This window comes from Streptomyces sp. NBC_01306, from assembly GCF_026340465.1.
In the GTDB taxonomy this organism is placed as follows: domain Bacteria; phylum Actinomycetota; class Actinomycetes; order Streptomycetales; family Streptomycetaceae; genus Streptomyces.
In genome coordinates this window covers 5174030-5194120 of the sequence record NZ_JAPEPC010000001.1, presented here as the reverse complement: position 1 = coordinate 5194120, position 20091 = coordinate 5174030, and the positions used below count along the sequence as shown (strand labels likewise).

17 protein-coding genes are annotated in these 20091 nt (G+C 71.8%); 4 read left to right on the top strand and 13 right to left on the bottom strand.

Annotation, left to right across the window (positions count from 1 at the left end; all coding sequences use genetic code 11):
- Positions 1–125 precede the first annotated feature (125 nt).
- Positions 126–1436, bottom strand: a complete 1311-nt coding sequence (locus OG385_RS22805) for a glucarate dehydratase family protein (RefSeq protein WP_266857147.1) — start codon at positions 1434–1436, stop codon at positions 126–128.
- On the bottom strand, positions 1433–2329 hold the full coding sequence (locus tag OG385_RS22800) for a 5-dehydro-4-deoxyglucarate dehydratase (RefSeq protein ID WP_266857145.1): 897 nt from the start codon (positions 2327–2329) through the stop codon (positions 1433–1435). The genes OG385_RS22805 and OG385_RS22800 overlap by 4 nt, the downstream gene beginning before the upstream one ends.
- A 241-nt stretch (positions 2330–2570) precedes the next feature.
- On the opposite strand from OG385_RS22800, the gene OG385_RS22795 reads away from it, so the two are divergent.
- Positions 2571–3362, top strand: coding sequence for an IclR family transcriptional regulator (locus tag OG385_RS22795; RefSeq protein ID WP_266857143.1), 792 nt, complete (start codon positions 2571–2573; stop codon positions 3360–3362).
- Positions 3363–3552: 190 nt separating this feature from the next.
- The gene (locus tag OG385_RS22790; RefSeq protein WP_266857141.1) at positions 3553–4914 is read left to right on the top strand and encodes an MFS transporter; all 1362 of its coding nucleotides are present in this window, start codon (positions 3553–3555) and stop codon (positions 4912–4914) included.
- Here OG385_RS22790 and OG385_RS22785 read toward each other — a convergent pair.
- The 10 genes from OG385_RS22785 to hrcA form a co-directional block, all read right to left on the bottom strand.
- Positions 4860–5873: an adenosine deaminase gene (locus tag OG385_RS22785; RefSeq protein ID WP_266857139.1), complete on the bottom strand. Its 1014-nt coding sequence runs from the start codon at positions 5871–5873 to the stop codon at positions 4860–4862. The genes OG385_RS22790 and OG385_RS22785 overlap by 55 nt on opposite strands.
- 70 nt (positions 5874–5943) lie before the next feature.
- Positions 5944–6861 carry a ribonuclease Z gene (locus OG385_RS22780; protein WP_266857137.1) on the bottom strand — a complete coding sequence of 306 codons (918 nt, stop codon included), beginning with the start codon at positions 6859–6861 and terminating at the stop codon, positions 5944–5946.
- A gap of 5 nt (positions 6862–6866) precedes the next feature.
- Positions 6867–7226, bottom strand: coding sequence for a histidine triad nucleotide-binding protein (locus tag OG385_RS22775; RefSeq protein WP_266857135.1), 360 nt, complete (start codon positions 7224–7226; stop codon positions 6867–6869).
- Between the two features lie 330 nt (positions 7227–7556).
- The gene (locus OG385_RS22770) at positions 7557–10766 is read right to left on the bottom strand and encodes a S41 family peptidase (protein ID WP_266857133.1); all 3210 of its coding nucleotides are present in this window, start codon (positions 10764–10766) and stop codon (positions 7557–7559) included.
- Between the two features lie 5 nt (positions 10767–10771).
- Positions 10772–11722: a hypothetical protein gene (locus OG385_RS22765; protein WP_266857131.1), complete on the bottom strand. Its 951-nt coding sequence runs from the start codon at positions 11720–11722 to the stop codon at positions 10772–10774.
- Between the two features lie 152 nt (positions 11723–11874).
- Entirely contained in the window at positions 11875–12426 is a 552-nt protein-coding gene (locus tag OG385_RS22760; protein ID WP_266857129.1) for a hypothetical protein, read from the bottom strand.
- 165 nt (positions 12427–12591) lie between these two features.
- The gene (locus tag OG385_RS22755; protein ID WP_266857127.1) at positions 12592–13353 is read right to left on the bottom strand and encodes a 16S rRNA (uracil(1498)-N(3))-methyltransferase; all 762 of its coding nucleotides are present in this window, start codon (positions 13351–13353) and stop codon (positions 12592–12594) included.
- Positions 13350–14423 (bottom strand): nitronate monooxygenase, encoded by a 1074-nt coding sequence (locus OG385_RS22750; protein WP_266857126.1) that lies wholly within the window; start codon positions 14421–14423, stop codon positions 13350–13352. The genes OG385_RS22755 and OG385_RS22750 overlap by 4 nt, the downstream gene beginning before the upstream one ends.
- Positions 14424–14483: 60 nt before the next feature.
- The gene (gene dnaJ / locus OG385_RS22745) at positions 14484–15620 is read right to left on the bottom strand and encodes a molecular chaperone DnaJ (protein WP_266857124.1); all 1137 of its coding nucleotides are present in this window, start codon (positions 15618–15620) and stop codon (positions 14484–14486) included.
- Positions 15621–16631, bottom strand: a complete 1011-nt coding sequence (gene hrcA, locus OG385_RS22740; RefSeq protein WP_164267318.1) for a heat-inducible transcriptional repressor HrcA — start codon at positions 16629–16631, stop codon at positions 15621–15623.
- 157 nt (positions 16632–16788) lie between these two features.
- On the opposite strand from hrcA, the gene OG385_RS22735 reads away from it, so the two are divergent.
- Together OG385_RS22735 and OG385_RS22730 are read left to right on the top strand one after the other, a co-directional pair.
- Positions 16789–17574, top strand: coding sequence for an MBL fold metallo-hydrolase (locus OG385_RS22735; RefSeq protein ID WP_266857121.1), 786 nt, complete (start codon positions 16789–16791; stop codon positions 17572–17574).
- A 10-nt stretch (positions 17575–17584) separates the two neighbouring features.
- Positions 17585–18415 carry a DUF3097 domain-containing protein gene (locus OG385_RS22730; RefSeq protein WP_266857119.1) on the top strand — a complete coding sequence of 277 codons (831 nt, stop codon included), beginning with the start codon at positions 17585–17587 and terminating at the stop codon, positions 18413–18415.
- A 112-nt stretch (positions 18416–18527) separates the two neighbouring features.
- On the opposite strand, the gene OG385_RS22725 is transcribed toward OG385_RS22730, so the two are convergent.
- On the bottom strand, positions 18528–19793 hold the full coding sequence (locus OG385_RS22725) for an IS701 family transposase (RefSeq protein ID WP_266850846.1): 1266 nt from the start codon (positions 19791–19793) through the stop codon (positions 18528–18530).
- Between the last annotated feature and the right edge of the window lie 298 nt (positions 19794–20091).

The window sequence follows — 20091 nt, the reverse complement described above, 5'->3', positions numbered from 1 at the left end:
CGGGTTCGGCAGGAGCGCGGACATGCCCCGGGCTGCGGCGTCCGACGGTGGCCGTGCCCGCCCGCTCAGGCCTTCCGCGGGCGTGCCGCCCTGGCCTTGTCGTTGCGGCCCCCTCCCCCGGTGGTTCACCAGCGGGGCAGCACCGGGGACGTCCAGTCCTCGTAACCCTTCGCCTTGCGCATCGCGGTGACGTCGTCACGATCACGCATGGTGCCGTCGTCATCGGCCCAGCGCCGGTGCAGCGCGGCGAGCTTGTCCCGGTCGAGTTCGACACCGAGACCGGGGGCCTCGGAGACCGGGAGGCAACCGTCGGTGAAGACATGGCGGTTGGTGATCACGTCGTCGGTCTGCCACGGGTAGTGGCTGTCGCAGGCGTAGTCCAGGTTGGGCACGGTGGCCGCGACATGGGTCATCGCGGCGAGGCTGATGCCCATGTGGGTGTTGGAGTGCATGGAGAGCCCGACGCCGAACGTGCGGCAGATCGCGGCCAGTTCACGGGTGGCGTGCAGTCCGCCCCAGTAGTGGTGGTCGGAGAGGACCACCTGGACCGCGTCGGTCAGGAAGGCCGCACGGATCTCCGGGACCGTGGTCACGCACATGTTGGTGGCGAGCGGCACGTCGGTGCCCGCGGAGACCTCCGCCATGGCGGCGGTGCCGGGGGCCGGGTCCTCCAGGTATTCCAGTACGCCGGCGAGCTCGGCGGCGACCTTCAGCGAGGTCTGCGGGGTCCAGCCGCCGTTGGGGTCGAGCCGCAGCGGGTGGCCAGGGAATGCCTCGGCCAGGGCCTTCACCGCGGCGATCTCCTGGTCCGGCGGGAAGACGCCGCCCTTGAGCTTGAAGGAGGTGAAGCCGTAGTCGTCCACGAACCGCCGTGCCTGCGCGACGATGCCCGCCGGGTCCACGGCCTCGCCCCAGGTGTCGGACTCCCCCGCACCGTCCGGGTGTTCGGCCCAGCGGTAGAAGAGGTACGCGCTGTACTCGACCGCGTCGCGCACCTTCCCGCCGAGCAGCGCGTGCACCGGCAGGCCCTGGACCTTGCCCAGTGCGTCGAGGCAGGCCACCTCGAAGGCGGAGAAGACCGAGAGCCGCAGTTTGTCCGCGGTCTGGACGCCGCGGAGCCCGCCCACGTCGACCGAGTCGTCCACCCGTGCGCCGCCGATGCCCACGTGCTGGGCGAGTGCGGCGAGGCCGTTGAGGTCGGCGATGGACCGGCCCGGCAGCAGTTCGGCGTAGGGCCGGGCTATGTCCAGATACCTGGTGTCGCCGTAGGTCTCGCCGACACCGCTGACCCCGTCCGCCGTGACGATCTCGACGACGAGCCGCGGGGTGTAGGGCTGGTGCACGCCCTGCACATTGAGCAGTGGCGGGTCGGAGATCAGTACCGGGGTGAGCCGTACCTCGGCGATCGTCAGGTCGCGCGGGGTGTTCGGTGTCATCGTGTCGCTCCTACGAGGTCGAGTCCGGCGGTCAGCAGGGTGTCCAGGGCCGCGAGGTCGTCGGGGCCGGGGTCGGTCAGGGGTGCGCGCACCGGGCCGACCCGGTGGCCGCGCAGCCGGGCGGCGGCCTTGACCAGGGAGACGGCGTAGCCGGGGACCCGGTCGCGGAGCTCGACCAGCGGGACGTAGAAGCCGCGCAGCAGCGCGTCCAGGCGTGCCTGGTCGTCCGTGCGCAGGGCGGTGAAGAAGGCTCCGGCGATCTCGGGGGCGAAGGCGTGGACGGCGGAGGAGTAGGCGGGGACGCCCACGGTGGCGTAGGCGCGGGCCTGCATCTCGGCGGTGGACGCGCCGTTGAAGAAGAGGAAGCCGTCCGGTGCGGCGAGGGTCAGCCGCTGGAGCCGGTCGAGGTCGCTGTGGCCGTCCTTGAGCCCGATGACGCCGGGTACGGCGGCGATGCGGCGCAGCGAATCGGCGGTGAAGGCGACTTGGCCGCGCTGGTAGGCGATGAGCGGCAGCCGGGTGCGGGCGGCGATCTGCTCCAGCTGTGCGACGAGTCCGTCCTGCGGGGCCGCCACGAGGTAGTGCGGGAGGACGAGTGCCGCGTCGGCGCCCGCCTCCTCTGCGATCCGGGCGAATCTGACGGCCTGCGCCCAGCCGTATCCGATGCCCGCGACGACGGGTGTCCGCCCGGCGGCCGCCTCGACGGTCGCGGTGACGACGCTGCGGTACTCGTCCTCGTCCAGCGAGAAGAACTCTCCGGTGCCGCAGGCCGGGAAGACCGCGCCGGGGGCGGCGGCCAACTGGGTTTCCAGGTAGGCCCGGTACCCGTCGATGTCGAGCTCTCCGCCGTCGGTGAAGGGGGTCAGCGGGAAGGAGAGGACCCCGCGGGCCATGCCTTCCCGGAGCCGCGCCACTGCCCCGGCCGCTTCAGCCGATCGCGGACCGGCACCCGTATCCGTCCCTGGGCCGGTGCCCGTGTTGGTCCCCGTGTCCATTCATGTCTCCGTATGTAGATGACGTCCATGCATGGGAATGGACAGTAGGTACATGAACGGGAGGCGTCAAGGGTGCCGACCGCCCCCGCACGACCCCGCCGCTCCGTGGGGTCCGAGCGGGAGGCTCTAAGCTCTGGACATGCCGGAGACCGGGGGCGTACGCGAGGTGAAGTCGGCGGGCCGCACCGTCGAACTGCTGGAGGTCCTCGCCGCGCGTGGCGACCGGCCCGCCCGGCTGCGGGAACTCGCCGATGAGCTCGGCGTCCCCCGCAGCTCCATGTACGCCCTGCTGCAAACGCTGACCGACCGCGGCTGGGTCCGCACCGACGCCACGGGATCGCTGTACGGCATCGGGATCCGCGCCCTGCTCACCGGCACCAGCTATCTCGACACGGACCCCCGGGTGCGCGCGGTGAAGCCGTATCTCGACAAGGCGTCCACCGCACTGGGCGAGACCGTCCACCTGGGGCGGTTCGACCGCGGTGACGTCGTCTATCTCGCCACCCGCGAGTCGCACGAGTATCTGCGCACCCTCAGCCGCGTCGGCCGCAGGCTGCCCGCCCATGTCAGCGCGCTGGGCAAGGCGCTGCTCGCCGAGCGAGCCGCTGACGGGCCGGACGGGCTGCCCGTCGGCGAGCTGGAACGGCTCACCCCGAACACCCTGGCCGACCGGGCCGCCCTCGACGCCGATCTGGCGCTGGTGCGCGAACGGGGCTACGCGGTCGACCGCGAGGAGGGCGTCACCGGCATCGTCGGTTTCGGCTTCGCGCTGCGGTACGACACGCCCGCGGTGGACGCCGTCAGCTGCTCGGTTCCGGTGACCCGGCTGACCGCTGAGCGCGAGCGCCGGATCGTCGCGACGATGCGCGAGGTACGGGCGGAGATCGAGGCCGCGGCGCACGCTCTGCCCGGCGCACCTGACTGGATCTGAGGGAAAAAACCTCACTGTTGACCGCGCCTGCGTGACTATAAACCGAAAGTGCTATAGATCACAGAGTGGCAGCTTTTCGTTGGCTCCGCGTGGTTGATACACATTGGCCGCGCGCTCCTGTCAATGACACGACGCCCACTTCCCCCCACTCTTCTGCCTGGTCACAGGCATGTCTCTGTCAGGAACGCCCGTGTCTTCGCGCTCACGCGCCACATGGCCTCTCATTGCCGTGTTCACCGCTGGTTACCTCGCCTCGTACCTCCTCCCGACCATCGTCGGACGCCTCGGCTCCGGTCTCGGTCTCTCTCCCGCCGAAGCCGGCGTCGCCGGCTCGGTCCTCCTCCTCTGCTCGGCGGGGGCCGGTCTCGTCCTGGCCTCGCACGTCGAGCGCATCGGCCCGCAGCGGGTCGCCCGCGCCGGGCTGCTGCTCACCCTCGCCGGCTACGGCGCCGCCGCCACCACCGCGTACCTCCCGCTCGTCATCGCGGGGGCCGCCATCGGCGGCGTGGGTTCCGGTACGGCGACCGCGGTGGCCGCGGGCGGCATCGCGGGCCTGCCCGACCCCCACCGGGCCTCCTCCACCGGGCTGCTCACGGTCTCGGCGACAGCCGGCGCCCTCTACCTCGTCCTGCCGCAGATCGGTGGCGGTCACCGGGCGCCGTTCGCCGCCATCGCCCTGGTCGCCGCTCTCGTCTGGCCCGCGACCGGCCGGCTCGGCCGGACCCGCCCGCATGTGCCCGCCACCGGGACCGGACGCGGCCGGATCCCTCATCTGCGCTCGGGCTCGGTGCTGGCCGGGGCGATGGTCTGCTGGGCCATGGCCCAGAACTCGCTCTGGGGCGTCAGCAGCCGGATCGGCCAGGACCAGGCCGGGCTCTCCGAAGTGGCGGTCGGCGCGATCTTCGCGGTGTCGCTCGGCGCCGGACTGATCGGTGTCGCCGGGGCCGGGGCGCTCGGCTCGCGGCTCGGCAGGGCGCTGCCGATCGGCGGCGGCACGGTGATCATCTCGGCGTGTATCGCGCTGAGTTCATCGGCGAGCGGCCTCGGCTCGTTCGCGTCGGGCGAGATCCTCTGGAACACCTTCTACCCGGTGGTCCTGTCGTATCTGATCGGTCTGGCCGCCTCGTTGGATCCGCGCGGCCGCTGGGCCGTACTGGTCGGCTCGGCGTCCTCGCTCGGCGTGGCCTGCGGCCCGGTCGCGGGCAGTCTGCTCTCCGCGCGGACCGGCTTCCCGCTGATGGGAGCGGTGCTGTGCGCACTGCTTCTGCTGCTGGCGGTCCCGCTGACCGCGGTGGCGCTGCACACCTCGGGCCGCCCGCTGCTGCCCGGTTCGGTACGCCGCAGGGGCGGCGCCCCCGCGGCCGTCGTCGCGGGCACCCTGGGCGCGGTGGCGTCCACGGTCCCCCAGCTCGGCGCGCCCGAACTCACCGTCACCGAGATCGCCCTGGAGGAGCCGGAGCCGGTACCCCGCCGCAAGTACCGGCTCACCGGGGGCGTTCAGCCCAGATCGAGGTCCGCGTCGAAGTCGTACGCGTCCACCTCGGCCAAGTAGCGCGCCCTGCGCTCCTCGTCGTGGTCCAGGAAGGCGGCGAGGAAGGAGTTGCGGGCCAGTGTCCGCAGCTCCTCGTGCCCGAGGCCGAGCGCCTCGTGCACGGCGTGGAAGGTGTCGCCGGCGTAGCCCCCGAAGTACGCGGGGTCGTCGGAGTTGACGGTGCAGAGCAGCCCGGCGGCCATCATCTGCGGCAGCGGGTGCTGCTCCAGGGTGTCCACGGCCCGCAGCCGTACGTTCGACAGCGGGCAGAGCGTCAGCGGCACCCGGTCCCTGACCAGCCGCTCCACCAGCTCCGGGTCCTCCATCGAGCGCAGCCCGTGGTCGATCCGCTCCACCCCGAGGATGTCCAGGGCCTCGCGCACATAGGTGGCGGGGCCCTCCTCGCCCGCGTGCGCGACCTTGCGCAGCCCCAGTTCGCCGGCCGCCGCGTACACCTCGCGGAACTTCGACGGCGGGTTCCCGACCTCGGCCGAGTCGAGGCCGACCGCCGCGATCCGGTGCAGATGGGGCTTGGCCGCCTCCAGCGTGCGGATCGCCGAGTCGGCCGACTCGTCGCGCAGGAAGCACATGATGAGCTGGGTGGAGATGCCGTGCCGCTCCTCGCTGCGCCCGAGCGCCCGCGAGATGCCCTCGATGACGGTGCCGATCGGCACGCCGCGCGCGGAGTGCGCCTGCGGGTCGAAGAAGATCTCGGCATGGCGCACGCCCTGCGCTGCGGCGCGCGCGAGGTACGCCTCGGTGAGCTCCTCGAAGTCCTCCTCGGTGCGCAGCACGGCCATCAGCCCGTAGTACAGGTCGAGGAACGACTGGAGATCGCTGAAGAGATAGGCCTTGCGCAGCGCTTCGGTGTCCGCGTACGGCAGCTCGATGCCGTTGCGCGCGGCGAGCGCGAAGGCCAGCTCCGGTTCGAGGGTGCCTTCGATGTGCAGGTGGAGTTCGGCCTTGGGAAGGTGGTGCATCGGGGTCTCGCTCAGGTCGGTGGTGTGGGTGGGATGGGGGCTCTTTTTTGCGGGCCGGGCAGTACGGCGGTCAGGTGGTGGTGTGCCGGGTGGGGACCGGAACGCGCATCAGGTCGTCGGCGACGGTGAGTTCACCGTCGAAGCCCGCGGCGCGCGCCTGTCTGCCGAACTCCGCGGGGTCGGTGTACCGCTGCGAGAAGTGCGTCAGGACGAGGTGCCGTACGCCCGCGTCGCGTGCGACACGGCCCGCCTGTCCGGCGGTCAGATGGCCGTGGTCGGCCGCCAGCTTCGCGTCCTCGTCGAGGAAGGTCGACTCGATGACCAGCAGGTCGCAGCCGTCCGCGAGCCGGTGGACGCCGTCGCAGAGCCGGGTGTCCATGACGAAGGCGAAGCGCTGGCCGCGCCGTACCTCGCTGACCTGGTCGAGGGTGACTCCGTCGAGTACGCCCTCCCGCTGGAGCCGTCCGACGCCGGGTCCTGACACCCCGTGCTCCGCGAGCTTCTCCGGGAGCATCCGGCGCCCGTCGGGCTCGGTCAGCCGGTAGCCGTACGACTCGACGGGGTGCGAGAGCCTGACCGCCTCCAGCTCGTACGCAGGTGTCCGCGCCAGGACGCCTCCGTCCCCGGTGGCCGGGGACTGCACCAGGGCGACGGACTCGCGGTAGGCGGTGGAGTACCGCAGCCGGTCGAAGAAGTGCTGCCCGCTCGCCGGGTAGTGCGCGGTGACCGGGTGCGGGACCTGGTCCAGGTTGATCCGCTGGATCACCCCGGCCAGGCCCAGCGAGTGGTCCCCGTGGAAGTGCGTGACGCAGATCCGGTCGATGTCGTGCGCGGCCACCCCGGCATGCAGCATCTGGCGCTGGGTGCCCTCGCCGGGGTCGAAGAGGATGCCCTGGCCGTCCCAGCGCAGCAGATAGCCGTTGTGGTTGCGGCGGCGGGTGGGTACCTGGCTGGCGGTGCCGAGCACCACGAGTTCTCGTACGGACAACGGAACTATCCGGGAGGCCAGTTGAGCCCGCGGCCGCCCAGGACGTGGGCGTGCGCGTGGAAGACGGTCTGGCCGGCGCCCGACCCGGTGTTGAAGACGATCCGGTACCCGGTCCCGTCGACCTTGTCCTCCGCTGCGACCTCGGCCGCCTCGCGCAGCACGTCCGCGGCGATCTGCGGTTCGGCCGCCGCGAGGGAGGCCGCGTCCGGGTAGTGCACCTTGGGGATCACCAGGACGTGCGTGGGCGCCTGCGGGTTTATGTCACGGAAGGCGACAGTGGTGTCGGTCTCCCGGACGACGGTCGCCGGAATGTCCCCCGAGACGATCTTGCAGAACAGGCAGTCGGTCTGCGGCTCTCCCGCCATGCGCTCACTCCTCGGTCACGGTGCCGGCCGGTCGTCGTGCCGGCCGGTCATGGTGTCGGTCGATGATCATCGTGTACGCCGCCATGCTAGTGCCACGGCAGGCAACGTTTGCCCCGTCGCGACGCCCGGCACACACTCTCGCCGCACCGGCCGAAAGCCCAAGTACGTCCAGTACGGGGGCTTCCGGCCGGCACGCCGAGAGCACGCACCGAACGCCGCTCCTTGACGGGCGAACCTTGCCTGCCGCGGCACCAGCCGTGGGCGGCCGGCGCGCCTGCGCTCCGCCCCCGGCCATGCGCCCCCGCCCGGTCGCGGGCGGGGGCGCGGCCATCAGTCCGGCAGGCCCGGCGGGGTCTTCGCCGGGTTCTCCTCCAGCGCGGCGAGCGCGATCCTGATCGCCTCGTCCAGCTGCGGGTCCCGGCCCGCCGCGTGGTCCTGCGGCGCCTGGACCACCTCGACGTCCGGGTCGACCCCGTGGTTCTCCACGCCCCAGCCGTAACCCTCCAGCCAGAAGGCGTACTTGGGCTGGGTCACCAGAGTGCCGTCGACCAGCCGGTACCTGCTGTCGATGCCGATGACTCCGCCCCAGGTGCGGGTGCCGACCACGGGCCCGATCCCCAGCGCCTTGATCGCCGCGTTCACGATGTCGCCGTCCGAGCCGGAGAACTCGTTGGCGACGGACACCACGGGACCGCGCGGGGCGTCCTGCGGATAGCTGTAGGGCCGCATCCCCCGCGGCAGGTCCCAGCCCACGATGCGGCGGGCCAGCTTCTCCACCACCAGCTGCGAGGTGTGGCCGCCGCGGTTCTCCCGTACGTCCACGACCAGACCCTCCCTGGCCACCTCGACCCGCAGATCGCGGTGGAGCTGCGCCCAGCCCGAGCCGACCATGTCGGGAACATGCAGATAGCCGAGCCGGCCGCCGGACCGCTCGTGGACGTAGCTCCGGCGGTCGGCCACCCACGCGTGGTAGCGCAGCGCCTCCTCGTCACCGGTCGGTACGACCACGACATGGCGCGGATCGCCCCCGTCCGCGGGTGAGACGGTGAGCTCGACGGGCTTGCCCGCCGAGCCGGTGAGCAACGGCGCGGGGCCGGTGAGCGGGTCGACCGCCTGGCCGTCGACGGCCAGGACGGTGTCACCGGCGCGGACGGCCACACCCGGTGCGGCGAGCGGGGAGCGCGCCGCGGGGTCGGACGTCTCCGAAGGCAGCACCCGGTCGATGCGCCAACTGCCCTCTTCCGTACGGGAGATGTCGGCGCCGAGCAGCCCCTGCCGGGTGGTGTCGTCGCGCCAGCCGCCCGGCGGTGTCACATAGGCGTGCGAGGTGCCCAGCTCGCCCTGCACCTCCCAGAGCAGGTCGACCAGGTCGTCGTGGGTGGCGACCCGGGCGAGCACCGGCCGGTAGCGGTCCAGGACCCCGTCCCAGTCGACGCCCGACATGTCGGGGCGCCAGAAGTGGTCCCGCATGATGCGCCCGGCCTCGTCGTACATCTGCCGCCACTCGGCGGCCGGGTCGAGGATCCGGCGGATGCGGGAGAGGTCGACGGAGACGTTGCGGTCGCTGTCCTCGTCCCCGTCGGATTTGGCCACCCGGCTGTCCGAGGGGACGACGCGCAGCTTGCCGTCCGTGTGCAGCACGAGCCGCTTGCCGTCGCCACTGACCTCGAAGTGGTCGACGTCCGGGGCGATTTCCTCGTCGCGCAGCTTCTCCAGGTCGTACCGCTCAAGGACGGTGTGCGGCCAGGGCGCGTCGGGGGTGGCCCTGGTCGTGCCGAGGACCCCGCGCAGCGGGTGGCGGAGCCAGAGCAGCCCGTCCCTGGCGGCGCGCAGCGTCGAGTAGCTGCCGGCCTCGACGGGCAGCGGCACGATCCGGTCGGCGAGACCTTCGAGGTCGATACGGGTCACGGGCAGCGCGGTGGGTGCGTCGTGCTCGTCGGCGTCCTTGTCCCGCTCGGTCGCGCGGCCGTGCCGCTGCGGACCGAACGGGGACGGGGTGGCCGCGGCGAGTGTCAGCAGATGCGGACGGCAGCTGCCGATGAACGCCAGGTCGAAGACGTGCGCGTCGTAGATCGGGTCGAAGGCGCGCTCGGAGAGGAAGGCGAGGTGTTTGCCGTCGGTGGTGAAGGCCGGGTCGAAGTCCCGGAAGCGCAGCGGGGTCGCCTCTGCGACGGAGAGGTCGGCGAGGTGCGCGAGCTTGAGCTGGCGCAGCGGTTCGGGGCCGGGGTGCGACCAGGCCAGCCAGGAGGAGTCGGGCGAGAAGACCAGGCCCGAGGCGTCACCGTCCTCGCTGCGGTCCACCTCGTGCACATCGCCGGACTCGCGCTCGACGACCAGCACCCGCCCGTCGTGCGCGGCGACGGCGAACCGGCTGCCGTCCGGGGCAGCGGCGAGCCCGAGCACCCGGCCGATACGGCCCTGGGCGAGGCGGCGCGGGGCGGCGGCCGGGGCGGCGCCGGTCGCGGGCGCGCACTCCAGGGCGTCCTCGCCCTCCGCGTCGGTGACCCAGACGACCTGCTCGGCGCCGTCGGCCCGGAAGGTGCGGGGCAGCCTCGCCCGTACACCCGGCTCGGCGGCCAGCGCGCGGACCGGGCCCTCCCGGTGGGTGACCCAGTGCACGGCGCCGCGCGACTCGACGGCGCTGCCGCGGCCGGTACGGTCCGGGGACACCGTGCCGATGTGGTGCCCGGCGCGCACCGAGTGGGGCTGGAGGTCGGCGCGCTGGCCGCCGAGCCGGACGTCGATCCGGCGGGGCTCGGCGCCTTCGAGGTCGTCGACGATCCACAGTTCGCCGGCCGCCATGCAGACGACACGGGTGCCGTCGGTGGCGGCCTGGCGCGCGTAGAACCCGTCGGTCGCGGTGTGCCTGCGCAGCTCGGAGCCGTCCGGGAGCGAGGAGTAGAGCGCCCCGACGCCTTCGTGGTCGGAGAGGAAGGCCACCCGGCCGCCCACCCACAGCGGGCACTCGATGTTCCCGTCGAGGTCGGCGTGGAGCCGTACGAAGTCGCCGCCGGTCTCACCGGTCCACAGCTTGCCCGCGGTGCCGCCCCGGTACCGCTTCCAGCTGGCGGCCTCGCGGCCCATCGTCGCCGAGAGGAGCAGCACCCGCTGGTCCGGCCCGTACGCGAGGGAGCCCACCGGTCCGTACGGCAGGGTCCGCGCCGGGCCGCCGTCGACCGGAACGGCCCGCGCCCAGCTGCGCCGCAGCGAGATCTGGCCGTGGGTGCTGATGGCGAGCACCTCACCGTCCGGGGTCCAGCCCCGGACGGACGTCCGTGCGTCGCCCCAGTACGTCAGACGCCTGGCGGGGCCCCCTTCGGCCGGGGCGAGATGGACTTCGGGCGCCCCGTCCCTGGTGGAGGTCCAGGCGACCCAGCGGCCGTCGGGAGATATCCGGGGATGGCTGACGGGGCTGTTGTCGGCGCTGACCCGCCAGGCACGGCCGCCGTCGAGCGGGGCCATCCAGACGTCGTCCTCAGCGGTGAAGGCGATCAGATCGCCCTGGACATGCGGAAACCGGAGATAGGAAGGCTGCTTCACAAGGATCACCCTAGGGCGTCGCCCAGCCCGGCGAGCCTGAGTTGTCCGTACTCCCTGTGCGCCAGCGGCAGCCGGTAGGTCCCGTCGCTCCGGGCGAGCACCACCGACGAGCTCACCAGGGACACGAGCGAGGACCCGTCGGGAAAGACCGTACGGACCTGCTCCGCGGTGAACTCACCGGTGAACGCCGACAGCCGGGCCCAGAGCAGCCGTTCGGCCCTGCTGCACAGCTCGTGGCTCCACTCGACGGCCTCAAGGAGCGTGCGGTGCCTGGCGGGGTCGCCGGGGCCGTCGGTGAGGACGGTGAACCGCCCACCGGGCGCGCAGAGCGACCCGTGCAACTGCTGCGCGGTCATCAGCCGCAGGCTCCGGGCGGCGAGCAGGGTGGAGAGTGGATCCCCGTCGAGCCGATCGGCCAGTTGCCCGGCCCAGTAGTCGGGCAGCTCGACGCCGTACGAGGCGGCGTGCTTCTGGAGCAGCCCGGCGGTCCGCCGGCGGGGCAACGGCGGGACCTCCACCAGCTGTTCGCCCGGTACGTCGAGCGGTTTGCGGCTGGTGGTCAGGATCCGGAGCCCGGGACAGCTGTCGTGCACCCGGCCGACGAGGTAGGCGCAGCCGGTCAGCACATGTTCGCAGGTGTCCAGGACGAGCAGCCCCCGGCTGTGCGTGAGCAGGTCGAGCACCGCGCGTACCGGGTCGGTGCCGGGTGCGGGCGCGGTGTGCAGCGCCGTGGCCACCATGTACGGGACGAGCGCCGCGTCCGGACAGCCGGAGAGGTCGACCCGGTGCACGGGCGTGCCGGTGCACGAAGTCGCCTCACTGAGTCTGGCGGCCAGCCGTGACTTGCCGATGCCGCCGGGGCCGGTGAGGGTCACGAGGCGGGTGGCGGCAAGGCGTTCGGCGAGCGCGCCGAGGTCCGGCTCGGGAAGGACGTCCGGTTCGGGAAGGGCAGCCATGGACCCACTCTGACCGGCGACGGGCCGCCGCGCGCGGGCCCGGGGCGAAGATCCGTACACCTAAATCCGTGGATGGGATACCTAGGCGGGATATACCTAGTTGTGGTCTTCCGTTCGGATCAGGCCGGGCTGCCTGCCGGTTCGCGCGGTCGCTACTTGCCCGGGTACTGGGTCACGGTGGCGGTCACCGTGACGGTTGCCGTCGGCTGCGCGCCGCCGCTGTATCCGCCGGTATATCCGCCCCGGCCGGGTACGGGGGCGGTGGTGGTGTCGTCCGGGGGCGGGGCCGCGCAGTTGCCCAGCAGCGTGGCCCTGAAGGCCAGTTCCCCGCCGACCGTGCTCGTCAGACTGCCCCGCACACAGCGTCCGTCGACGGTCCTGGTCACCCTGCCCTTGACAGTGATGTCCTGCTTGTCCTTGGTCCTGCCCTGGCAGTCGACCTGCGCCACGTCACGCGTGGCGGCGGGCGCGGGCGAGGCACCGGGCGCGGCGTCTGCCGTGCAGGTCAGCCAGTCGACGCCGACGCCGTGGTGCTCCAGGGCGCTGGTGGCGGTGCGGTCGGTGGTGTAGGCGACGGACCCGGTGTTGACCCCGTCGATCGGGTCACAGGCCGCGAGACCCGCAACTGCCGTGCAGACAGCGCCGATCGTCGCGAGAACCGACCGGTACCGTGCGTGCCTCGATACACGTCTCAATGCCCCCATACAGGGCAGGTTCCCACTGAAAGGGGCCGATGTGCAGCCTCTTCGCGCTCACTTCACTCTCGCGGGTGGCGGTGCGTACGCGGTCGGGTGGTGTGGGCGTGGACCGGCGCGGGGTGGAGTGGGGCGGTTGTGGGGTGCGGTGGGGCGGTTGTGGTGCGGGCCTGGTCAGCCCCAGCGTCCTGTGCGGGCCAGCAGCAGCGCTCCCGCGGCCGTCCCCGCCGTGGAGGTACGCAGCACACTGCGCCCCAGCCGGTACACCCCGGCTCCAGCGGCCGTGAACGCCGCGAGCTCATCCGGCGACACTCCCCCTTCGGGGCCGACGACCAGCACGATGTCGCCCCGCGTGGGGAGTTCGGCCGCTGCCAGTGGCTCGCTGCCGTACTCCTGGTCCTCGTGCAGCACCCCGGCCAGGTCCGCGTCCGCGAGGAGTGCGGCGACCTGCTTGGTGCTCAGCGCATCGGTGATCTCGGGGAAGCGGGTCCGCCGGGACTGCTTGCCCGACTCGCGTGCCGTACTGCGCCACTTGGCCAGGGACTTGGCGCCCCGGTCGCCGCGCCACTGGGTGATACAGCGCGACGCCTGCCACGGCACGATCACATCGACGCCGGTCTCCGTCATGGTCTCGACGGCGACCTCGCCGCGGTCGCCCTTGGGCAGCGCCTGTACGACGGTGATCCGGGGCACGGGCGGCGGATCGTCGGTGCACGCGTCCACCCGGACCTCCAGGCGGTCCTTGCCCTCGGCCGCCAGGACCACGCACCGCGCCCAGCGGCCGGCGCCGTCGGTCAGTACGACGTCCTCGCCCGCCCGCAGCCGCTTCACGGACACCGCGTGCCGGCCCTCGGGACCGTCCAGGACGAATCTGCCGCCGGGGGCCGCCGTGTCCAGGCCGTGAGCCGCGTCGACGACGAAGACCGGGGCGGTCATGACGTACCGTCCTCGGCCAACAGCGCGCGGGCCGCGTCCAGTTCGGCCACCAGCACCTCGACCAGCTGACCGGCGGGCAGCTCACGGGCGAGCCGGTGGCCCTGGCCGGCCCAGAGCGCCATGCCCTGGGCGTCGCCCACCCCGGCCGCGGCCTTGCGCAGTCCGGCCGTGAGGTGGTGCACCTGCGGATAGGCGGCGGGGGCATACGGTCCGTGCTCGCGCATGAACCGGTTGACGAGACCGCGCGCCGGGCGCCCGCTGAACGCGCGGGTGAGGTCCGTTCGGACGAAGAGCGGGTTGGTCAGGGCCTGCTTGTGCAGGCTGTTCGCCCCGGACTCCGGGCAGATCAGGAAGGCCGTACCGAGCTGCGCCGCCTCCGCGCCCGCCGCGAGCACCGCCGCGATCTGTGCGCCGCGCATCAGCCCGCCGGCCGCGATGACCGGCAGCTGCACGGTCTCCCGTACCTGCGTGATGAGCGACAGCACGCCGATGCCCGTGCCGTCGTTCTGCGGGTCGTCGCGGTGTGTGCCCTGGTGGCCGCCCGCCTCGATGCCCTGCACACAGACCGCGTCGGCGCCGCACCACTGGGCGGTCTGCGCTTCCTCGGCGGTGGTGACGGTGACGATGGTGAAGGTGTCGACCCGGTCGAAGGCGTCGAGCACATCGCGGGAGGGACAGCCGAAGGTGAAGGAGACCACCGGGACGGGGTCGTCGAGCAGGACGGCGAGTTTGGCCTCGTACCCGTCGTCCGAGCTGCCGTGGACGTCGCCGAGGGGCGTCTCGTACCAGGTCGACTCACCGGCGAGCTGGTGGCTGTAGACCTCGACGGCTGCCGGATCGGGGTGCTCGGACTGCGGCATGAACAGGTTCACGCCGAAGGGCAGGGAGGTCAGCCCGCGCAGCTGCTTGATCTCCTCGTACATGCCGTCCGCGGTCTTGTACCCGGCGGCGAGGAACCCGAGACCACCGGCCTCGGAGACGGCTGCGGCGAGCTGCGGGCCTGAAGCACCGCCCGCCATGGGGGCCTGCACGATCGGATATCGGCAGAGATCGGCGAGTACGGAGGACATGACCGCATCGTGCCACGTCCTCCGCACCGCACCGAATCGGTGGCGCGAGTACGCCGGGGGCTACCGCCCGTTGAACGCATCCTTCAGCCGCGAGAACAACCCCTGCTGCCCCGGCTGGAACTGGCCGGTGGGCCGTTCCTCGCCGCGCAGTTTGGAGAACTCCCGCAGCAGGCGCTCCTGTTCGGCGTCCATCTTTGTCGGGGTGAGCACCTCGACATGCACGATCAGGTCGCCGCGGCCGCCGCCGCGCAGATGCGTGATGCCGCGCTGGTGCATCGGGATCGACTGGCCGGACTGCGTGCCCGGCCGGATGTCGACCTCCTCCAGCGCGTCCAGCGTCTCCAGCGGCACCTTCGTGCCGAGCGCGGCCGCCGTCATCGGGACCGTCACCGTGCAGTGCAGATCGTCGCCGCGCCGCTGGAAGACCGCGTGCGGCAGTTCGTGGATCTCCACGTACAGGTCACCGGCGGGGCCGCCGCCGGGGCCGACCTCGCCCTCGCCCGCGAGCTGGATGCGGGTGCCGTTGTCGACACCGGCCGGGATCTTCACCGTCAGCGTGCGGCGGGAGCGGATGCGCCCGTCGCCCGCGCACTCGGGGCACGGGGTCGGCACGACCGTACCGAAGCCCTGACACTGCGGGCACGGCCGCGAGGTCATGACCTGGCCCAGGAAGGACCGGGTGACCTGCGAGACCTCACCGCGGCCGCGGCACATGTCGCAGGTCTGGGCCGAGGTGCCGGGGGCCGCGCCCTCGCCGCTGCAGGTCGTGCAGACCACAGCGGTGTCGACCTGGATGTCCTTCGTGGTGCCGAAGGCCGACTCGTTGAGGTCGATCTCCAGCCGGATCATCGCGTCCTGGCCGCGCCGCGTACGCGACCTCGGCCCGCGCTGGGACGCCGTACCGAAGAAGGCGTCCATGATGTCCGAGAAGTTGCCGAAGCCGCCCTGGCCGAAGCCGCCGGCTCCGCCGCCGCCCGCCTGCGAGAGCGGGTCGCCCCCGAGGTCGTAGACCTGCTTCTTCTGCGGGTCCGACAACACCTCGTAGGCGGCGTTGATCTCCTTGAAGCGTTCCTGCGTCTTGGGATCGGGGTTGACGTCCGGGTGGAGCTCGCGCGCCAATCGCCGGAATGCCTTCTTGATCTCGTCCTGGGAAGCGTCGCGGCGCACGCCGAGAACGGCGTAATAGTCCGTGGCCACTTACGACTCCGCCAGGATCTGTCCGACGTAACGTGCCACTGCGCGTACCGCTCCCATCGTTCCGGGGTAGTCCATGCGGGTCGGTCCGACCACGCCGAGTTTGGCGACTGCCTCGTCGCCCGAACCGTAGCCGACGGCGACGACCGATGTGGACGTCAGGCCCTCGTGGGCATTCTCATGCCCGATGCGTACGGTCATGCCCGAGTCCTCACCGAGCAGCTTGAGGAGCACGACCTGCTCCTCAAGCGCTTCCAGCACCGGCCTGATGGTCAGTGGGAAGTCATGTCCGAATCGCGTCAGATTGGCGGTTCCGCCGATCATCAGCCGTTCCTCGGTCTCCTCGACCAGCGTTTCCAGCAAGGTCGCGAGCACCGTGGAAACCGTACCCCGGTCCTCCTGTTCGAAGGACTCGGGAAGGTCCTGCACCAATTGTGGTACGTCCGCGAAGCGGCGCCCCACCACCCGGCTGTTGAGCCGGGCACGGAGGTCGGCGAGAGAAGTCTCACCGAACGGCGCCGGACAGTCGATCATGCGCTGCTCGACCCGTCCGGTGTCCGTGATCAGCACGAGCATCAGCCGGGCCGGGGCCAGCGCCAGCAGTTCCACGTGCCGCACCGTGGAACGGGTCAGCGACGGGTACTGCACCACGGCGACCTGCCGGGTGAGCTGGGCGAGGAGCCGCACGGTGCGGCCCACCACGTCGTCGAGGTCGACGGCGCCGTCCATGAAGTTCTGGATGGCGCGCCGCTCGGGCGACGAGAGGGGCTTGACGCCCGCGAGCCGGTCGACGAACAGCCGGTACCCCTTGTCCGTGGGGATGCGGCCCGCGCTCGTGTGCGGCTGGGCGATGAACCCCTCGTCCTCCAGGGCCGCCATGTCGTTGCGGACGGTGGCCGGTGAGACACCGAGCCGGTGCCGCTCGGTGAGCGCCTTGGAGCCGACCGGCTCCTCGGTGCCCACATAGTCCTGGACGATGGCGCGCAACACTTCGAGTCTGCGTTCGCTGAGCACCCGCGCACACCTCCAGCTGTCGATCCGGGCCTTCCTGGCACTCGGAATGTTCGAGTGCCAGCAGCGTCCCAGTGTACGGCGGAGAGGTTCACCGCTGGCAAGGGCGGCCCGTCGCACGATCGCGCCGTTGTCCGCCGACCGGGGATAGCGTCAGGGTATGGACGCCACTGACGCCACTTGGGAAGACTCCACCTGGGAAGACTATGGCTGGGAACGTCTGGCGGCGGGGGTGGGCCGGTGCCGTCTCCCCCGCTGGGACGCGACAGCCGGGCTCGTGGCGGGCCGGTACGGTGCGCTGCTCTTCGACACAGGGGCGACGCTGCGCGAGGGCCGGGAGCTCCGGATGCGCGCGGAGGCGGTGCTCGGCCGCCGGGTGACGCACATCGCGCTGAGCCACCCGCACTTCGACCATGTGCTGGGCACCGCGGTGTTCGCGGGTGTCCAGGTCTACGGAGCGGTGGGCACGGAGGCGCTGCTCACCCGGGGCTCGCGCGGCGCCGAGGAGTTGCGCCAGGACGCGGTGCGCCACGGCGTCGCGGCGGCGGAGGCCGCCGAGGCGGTGGCCCATCTGGTCGCTCCGCACCATCAGGTGTCCGGGGAACTGACCCTGGACCTGGGCGGCCTCCGGGTCACCCTGGTGAACTGCGGCCCCGGGCACACCGGCCACGATCTGGCTCTGCTCGTCCCGGGCGGACAGGAAGCCGCCTCCGGGAACGGCGCGGACGGCCGCGACGTCGTCTTCTGCGGCGACCTGGTCGAGGAGTCGGGCGAGCCGCAGGCGGGCCCGGACGCGATGCCCGCCCAGTGGCCCGCGGCGCTGGACCGGCTGCTGGCACTGGGCGGCGAGGACGCGCTGTACGTACCGGGGCACGGGGCCGTGGTCGACGCCGCGTTCGTCCGCGCTCAACGTGATGTGCTGGCAGCACGCTCCAGGGTGTCGTAGCGTCTGCGGAATGCGCAGCTACAGCCCGGACTTCACGCCGCCGTGGAAGAAGCAGACGCCCGCCCGCGAGGTCGCGGCCGAGCCCGATCTGGTGGTCGAGGAGATCGCCACCGGGTTCTGCGGTGCGGTGATCCGTTGTGAGAAGACGGCCGAGGGGCCGACGGTCACCCTGGAGGACCGCTTCGGCAAGCACCGGGTGTTCCCGATGGGTCCGCGCGCCTTCCTGCTTGAGGGGCGCCCGGTCACTCTCGTACGTCCCACAGCGGCGCAGCAGCGCACCCACCTGACGGCGTCCGGTTCGCTGGCGGTGCCCGGCGCGCGGGCACGGGTCGCGCGGGCCGGGCGGATCTACGTCGAGGGGCGGCACGACGCGGAGCTGGTCGAGCGGGTGTGGGGCGACGACCTGCGGATCGAGGGCGTCGTCGTCGAGTATCTGGGCGGCATCGACGATCTGCCCGCGATCGTCGCGGAGTTCGGCCCGGCGGCGGACGCGCGGCTCGGGGTGCTGGTCGACCATCTGGTCCCGGGCTCGAAGGAGTCCCGTATCGCGGCGGAGGTCTCCAGCGACCACGCACTGGTGGTGGGGCACCCCTACATCGACGTCTGGGAGGCGGTGAAGCCGTCGTCGGTGGGCATCGCGGGGTGGCCGGCCGTACCGCGCGGGCAGGACTGGAAGACGGGTGTGTGCCGGGCGCTGGGCTGGCCCGAGAACACCGGGGCCGCGTGGCAGCGGATCCTGTCGGGGGTGCGCTCCTACCGGGACCTGGAGCCCGCGCTGCTGGGGCGCGTGGAGGAGCTGATCGACTTCGTGACGGCGCCGGAGGATACAAGCGTCGCCTAGATAGGGCTTGGTCAGGTCAGTACGAGCGTGGGTATGTCGCGGTGGCAGGTGGGGCAGGCGCCGGCCCAGACCGCGAGGAGTATCTGCAGCTCGCGGACGACTTGGTAGAGGCTCAGACCGGCGCCGTGTCTTTTGGGGCTCTGGCCAGTCGTTGCAGGGTGCAGAAGGCGTGGGCGACGGAGACGAGTGTGACGTGGTGGTGCCAGCCGTTGAAGGTGCGGCCCTCGAAATGGGTCAGGCCCAGGGCCTGTTTCATCTCCCGGTAGTCGTGCTCGATGCGCCAACGGAGCTTGGCGAGGCGGACCAACGTGGTCAGTGGAGTGTCGGTGGGCAGGTCGGAGAGCCAGAACTGGACCGGTTCGGGTTCGTTTGCCGGCCACTCGGCCAGCAGCCAGCACTCCGGCAACTGCGGGCCCTGGACCGCCTGACGGATCTCGCGTCCGGCGGGGCGAATCCGCAGGGCGACAAACCGCGAGTACATGCGCTTGAAGCCGCTGCGGCTGGTGCCAGGCCGCGAGCCCTCCCGCCATTGCACGGGTTTGGCCGCCTTCCGGCCTGCTTCCATGGCCAGTTGTTTCACCGACTGTGGTTTGTCCAGATACTTCACAACCGGTGGGCGTCCGGTTCCGGAGTACGGAACGGCCACGGGAACGGCCTGGCCGGGGTGGGCCGTGAGCGTCGTGGAGATCCCGACGACGTAATTCAGGCCGCGGGCCTGAACACCGAGCCGGAAAGCGGTGGCGTCGCCGTATCCAGCGTCCGCGATGGCCAACGGGATCTCAATGCCCCACGAGCGCGTCTCGTCCAGCATGTCCAGGGCCAGCTGCCACTTCTCCACGTGCCCGACATCGTCGGGAATGCCACAGGAGGCGCGGCGGGCGACCCTGTCCGGGTTCGCCTTCGGCGAGGCCGCATCCCACGTCTCGGGCAGGAACAGCCGCCAGTCCACCGCCGAGGAGGCGTGATCGGAGGCCAGGTGCAGCGAAACGCCCACCTGGCAGTTGGTGACCTTGCCGGCGGTGCCGGTGTACTGCCGCGACACACACGCCGAAGCATTTCCGTCCTTGAGGAAGCCGGTGTCGTCGAAGATCAGCGCGCTCGGCTGGATCGCCGCCTCCATTTTCCACGCCAGCCGGGCCCTGATGTGTGAGGGGTCCCACGGACTGGTGGTGACGAAGTGAGCCAGCGCCTGCCGGTTCCCCTCCTCCCCGAGGCGGGCCGCCATCGGCTCGACGGACTTCCGCTTGCCGTCGGTCAACAGCCCGCGCAGGTAGACCTGCCCCCAGCGACGTTGATCCTTTCTCGCGAACGGCTCGAACACCTCCGCCGCAAACGTCTCCAACTCACCACGCACACAGGCAATCTCGTCCGGAGTCACACCCTCTCAACGCCGGACCACACCCAACGGACACGCTCCACCACCATCAACATGACCAAGCCCTACTAGGGCCTGTCGTCAAAGTGCCGCCTGCCGCGCGGCGTCTGGCCCTAGCGCGGATTCCCCGACTCCTCGTGGCGACGGATTGCCCCTACCTGCTCGGCGCAGGGCATCCCCAGCCCCGCCGAGCGCCGGAATTTCCAGCCCACCGAGCGCCGGAGAGTTCAAGCCCCTCCTGGGGGAGATCGAGGAGCGGGGTCCGGGGCGGAGCCCCGTGCAGGCGGCAGCAACCAGCACC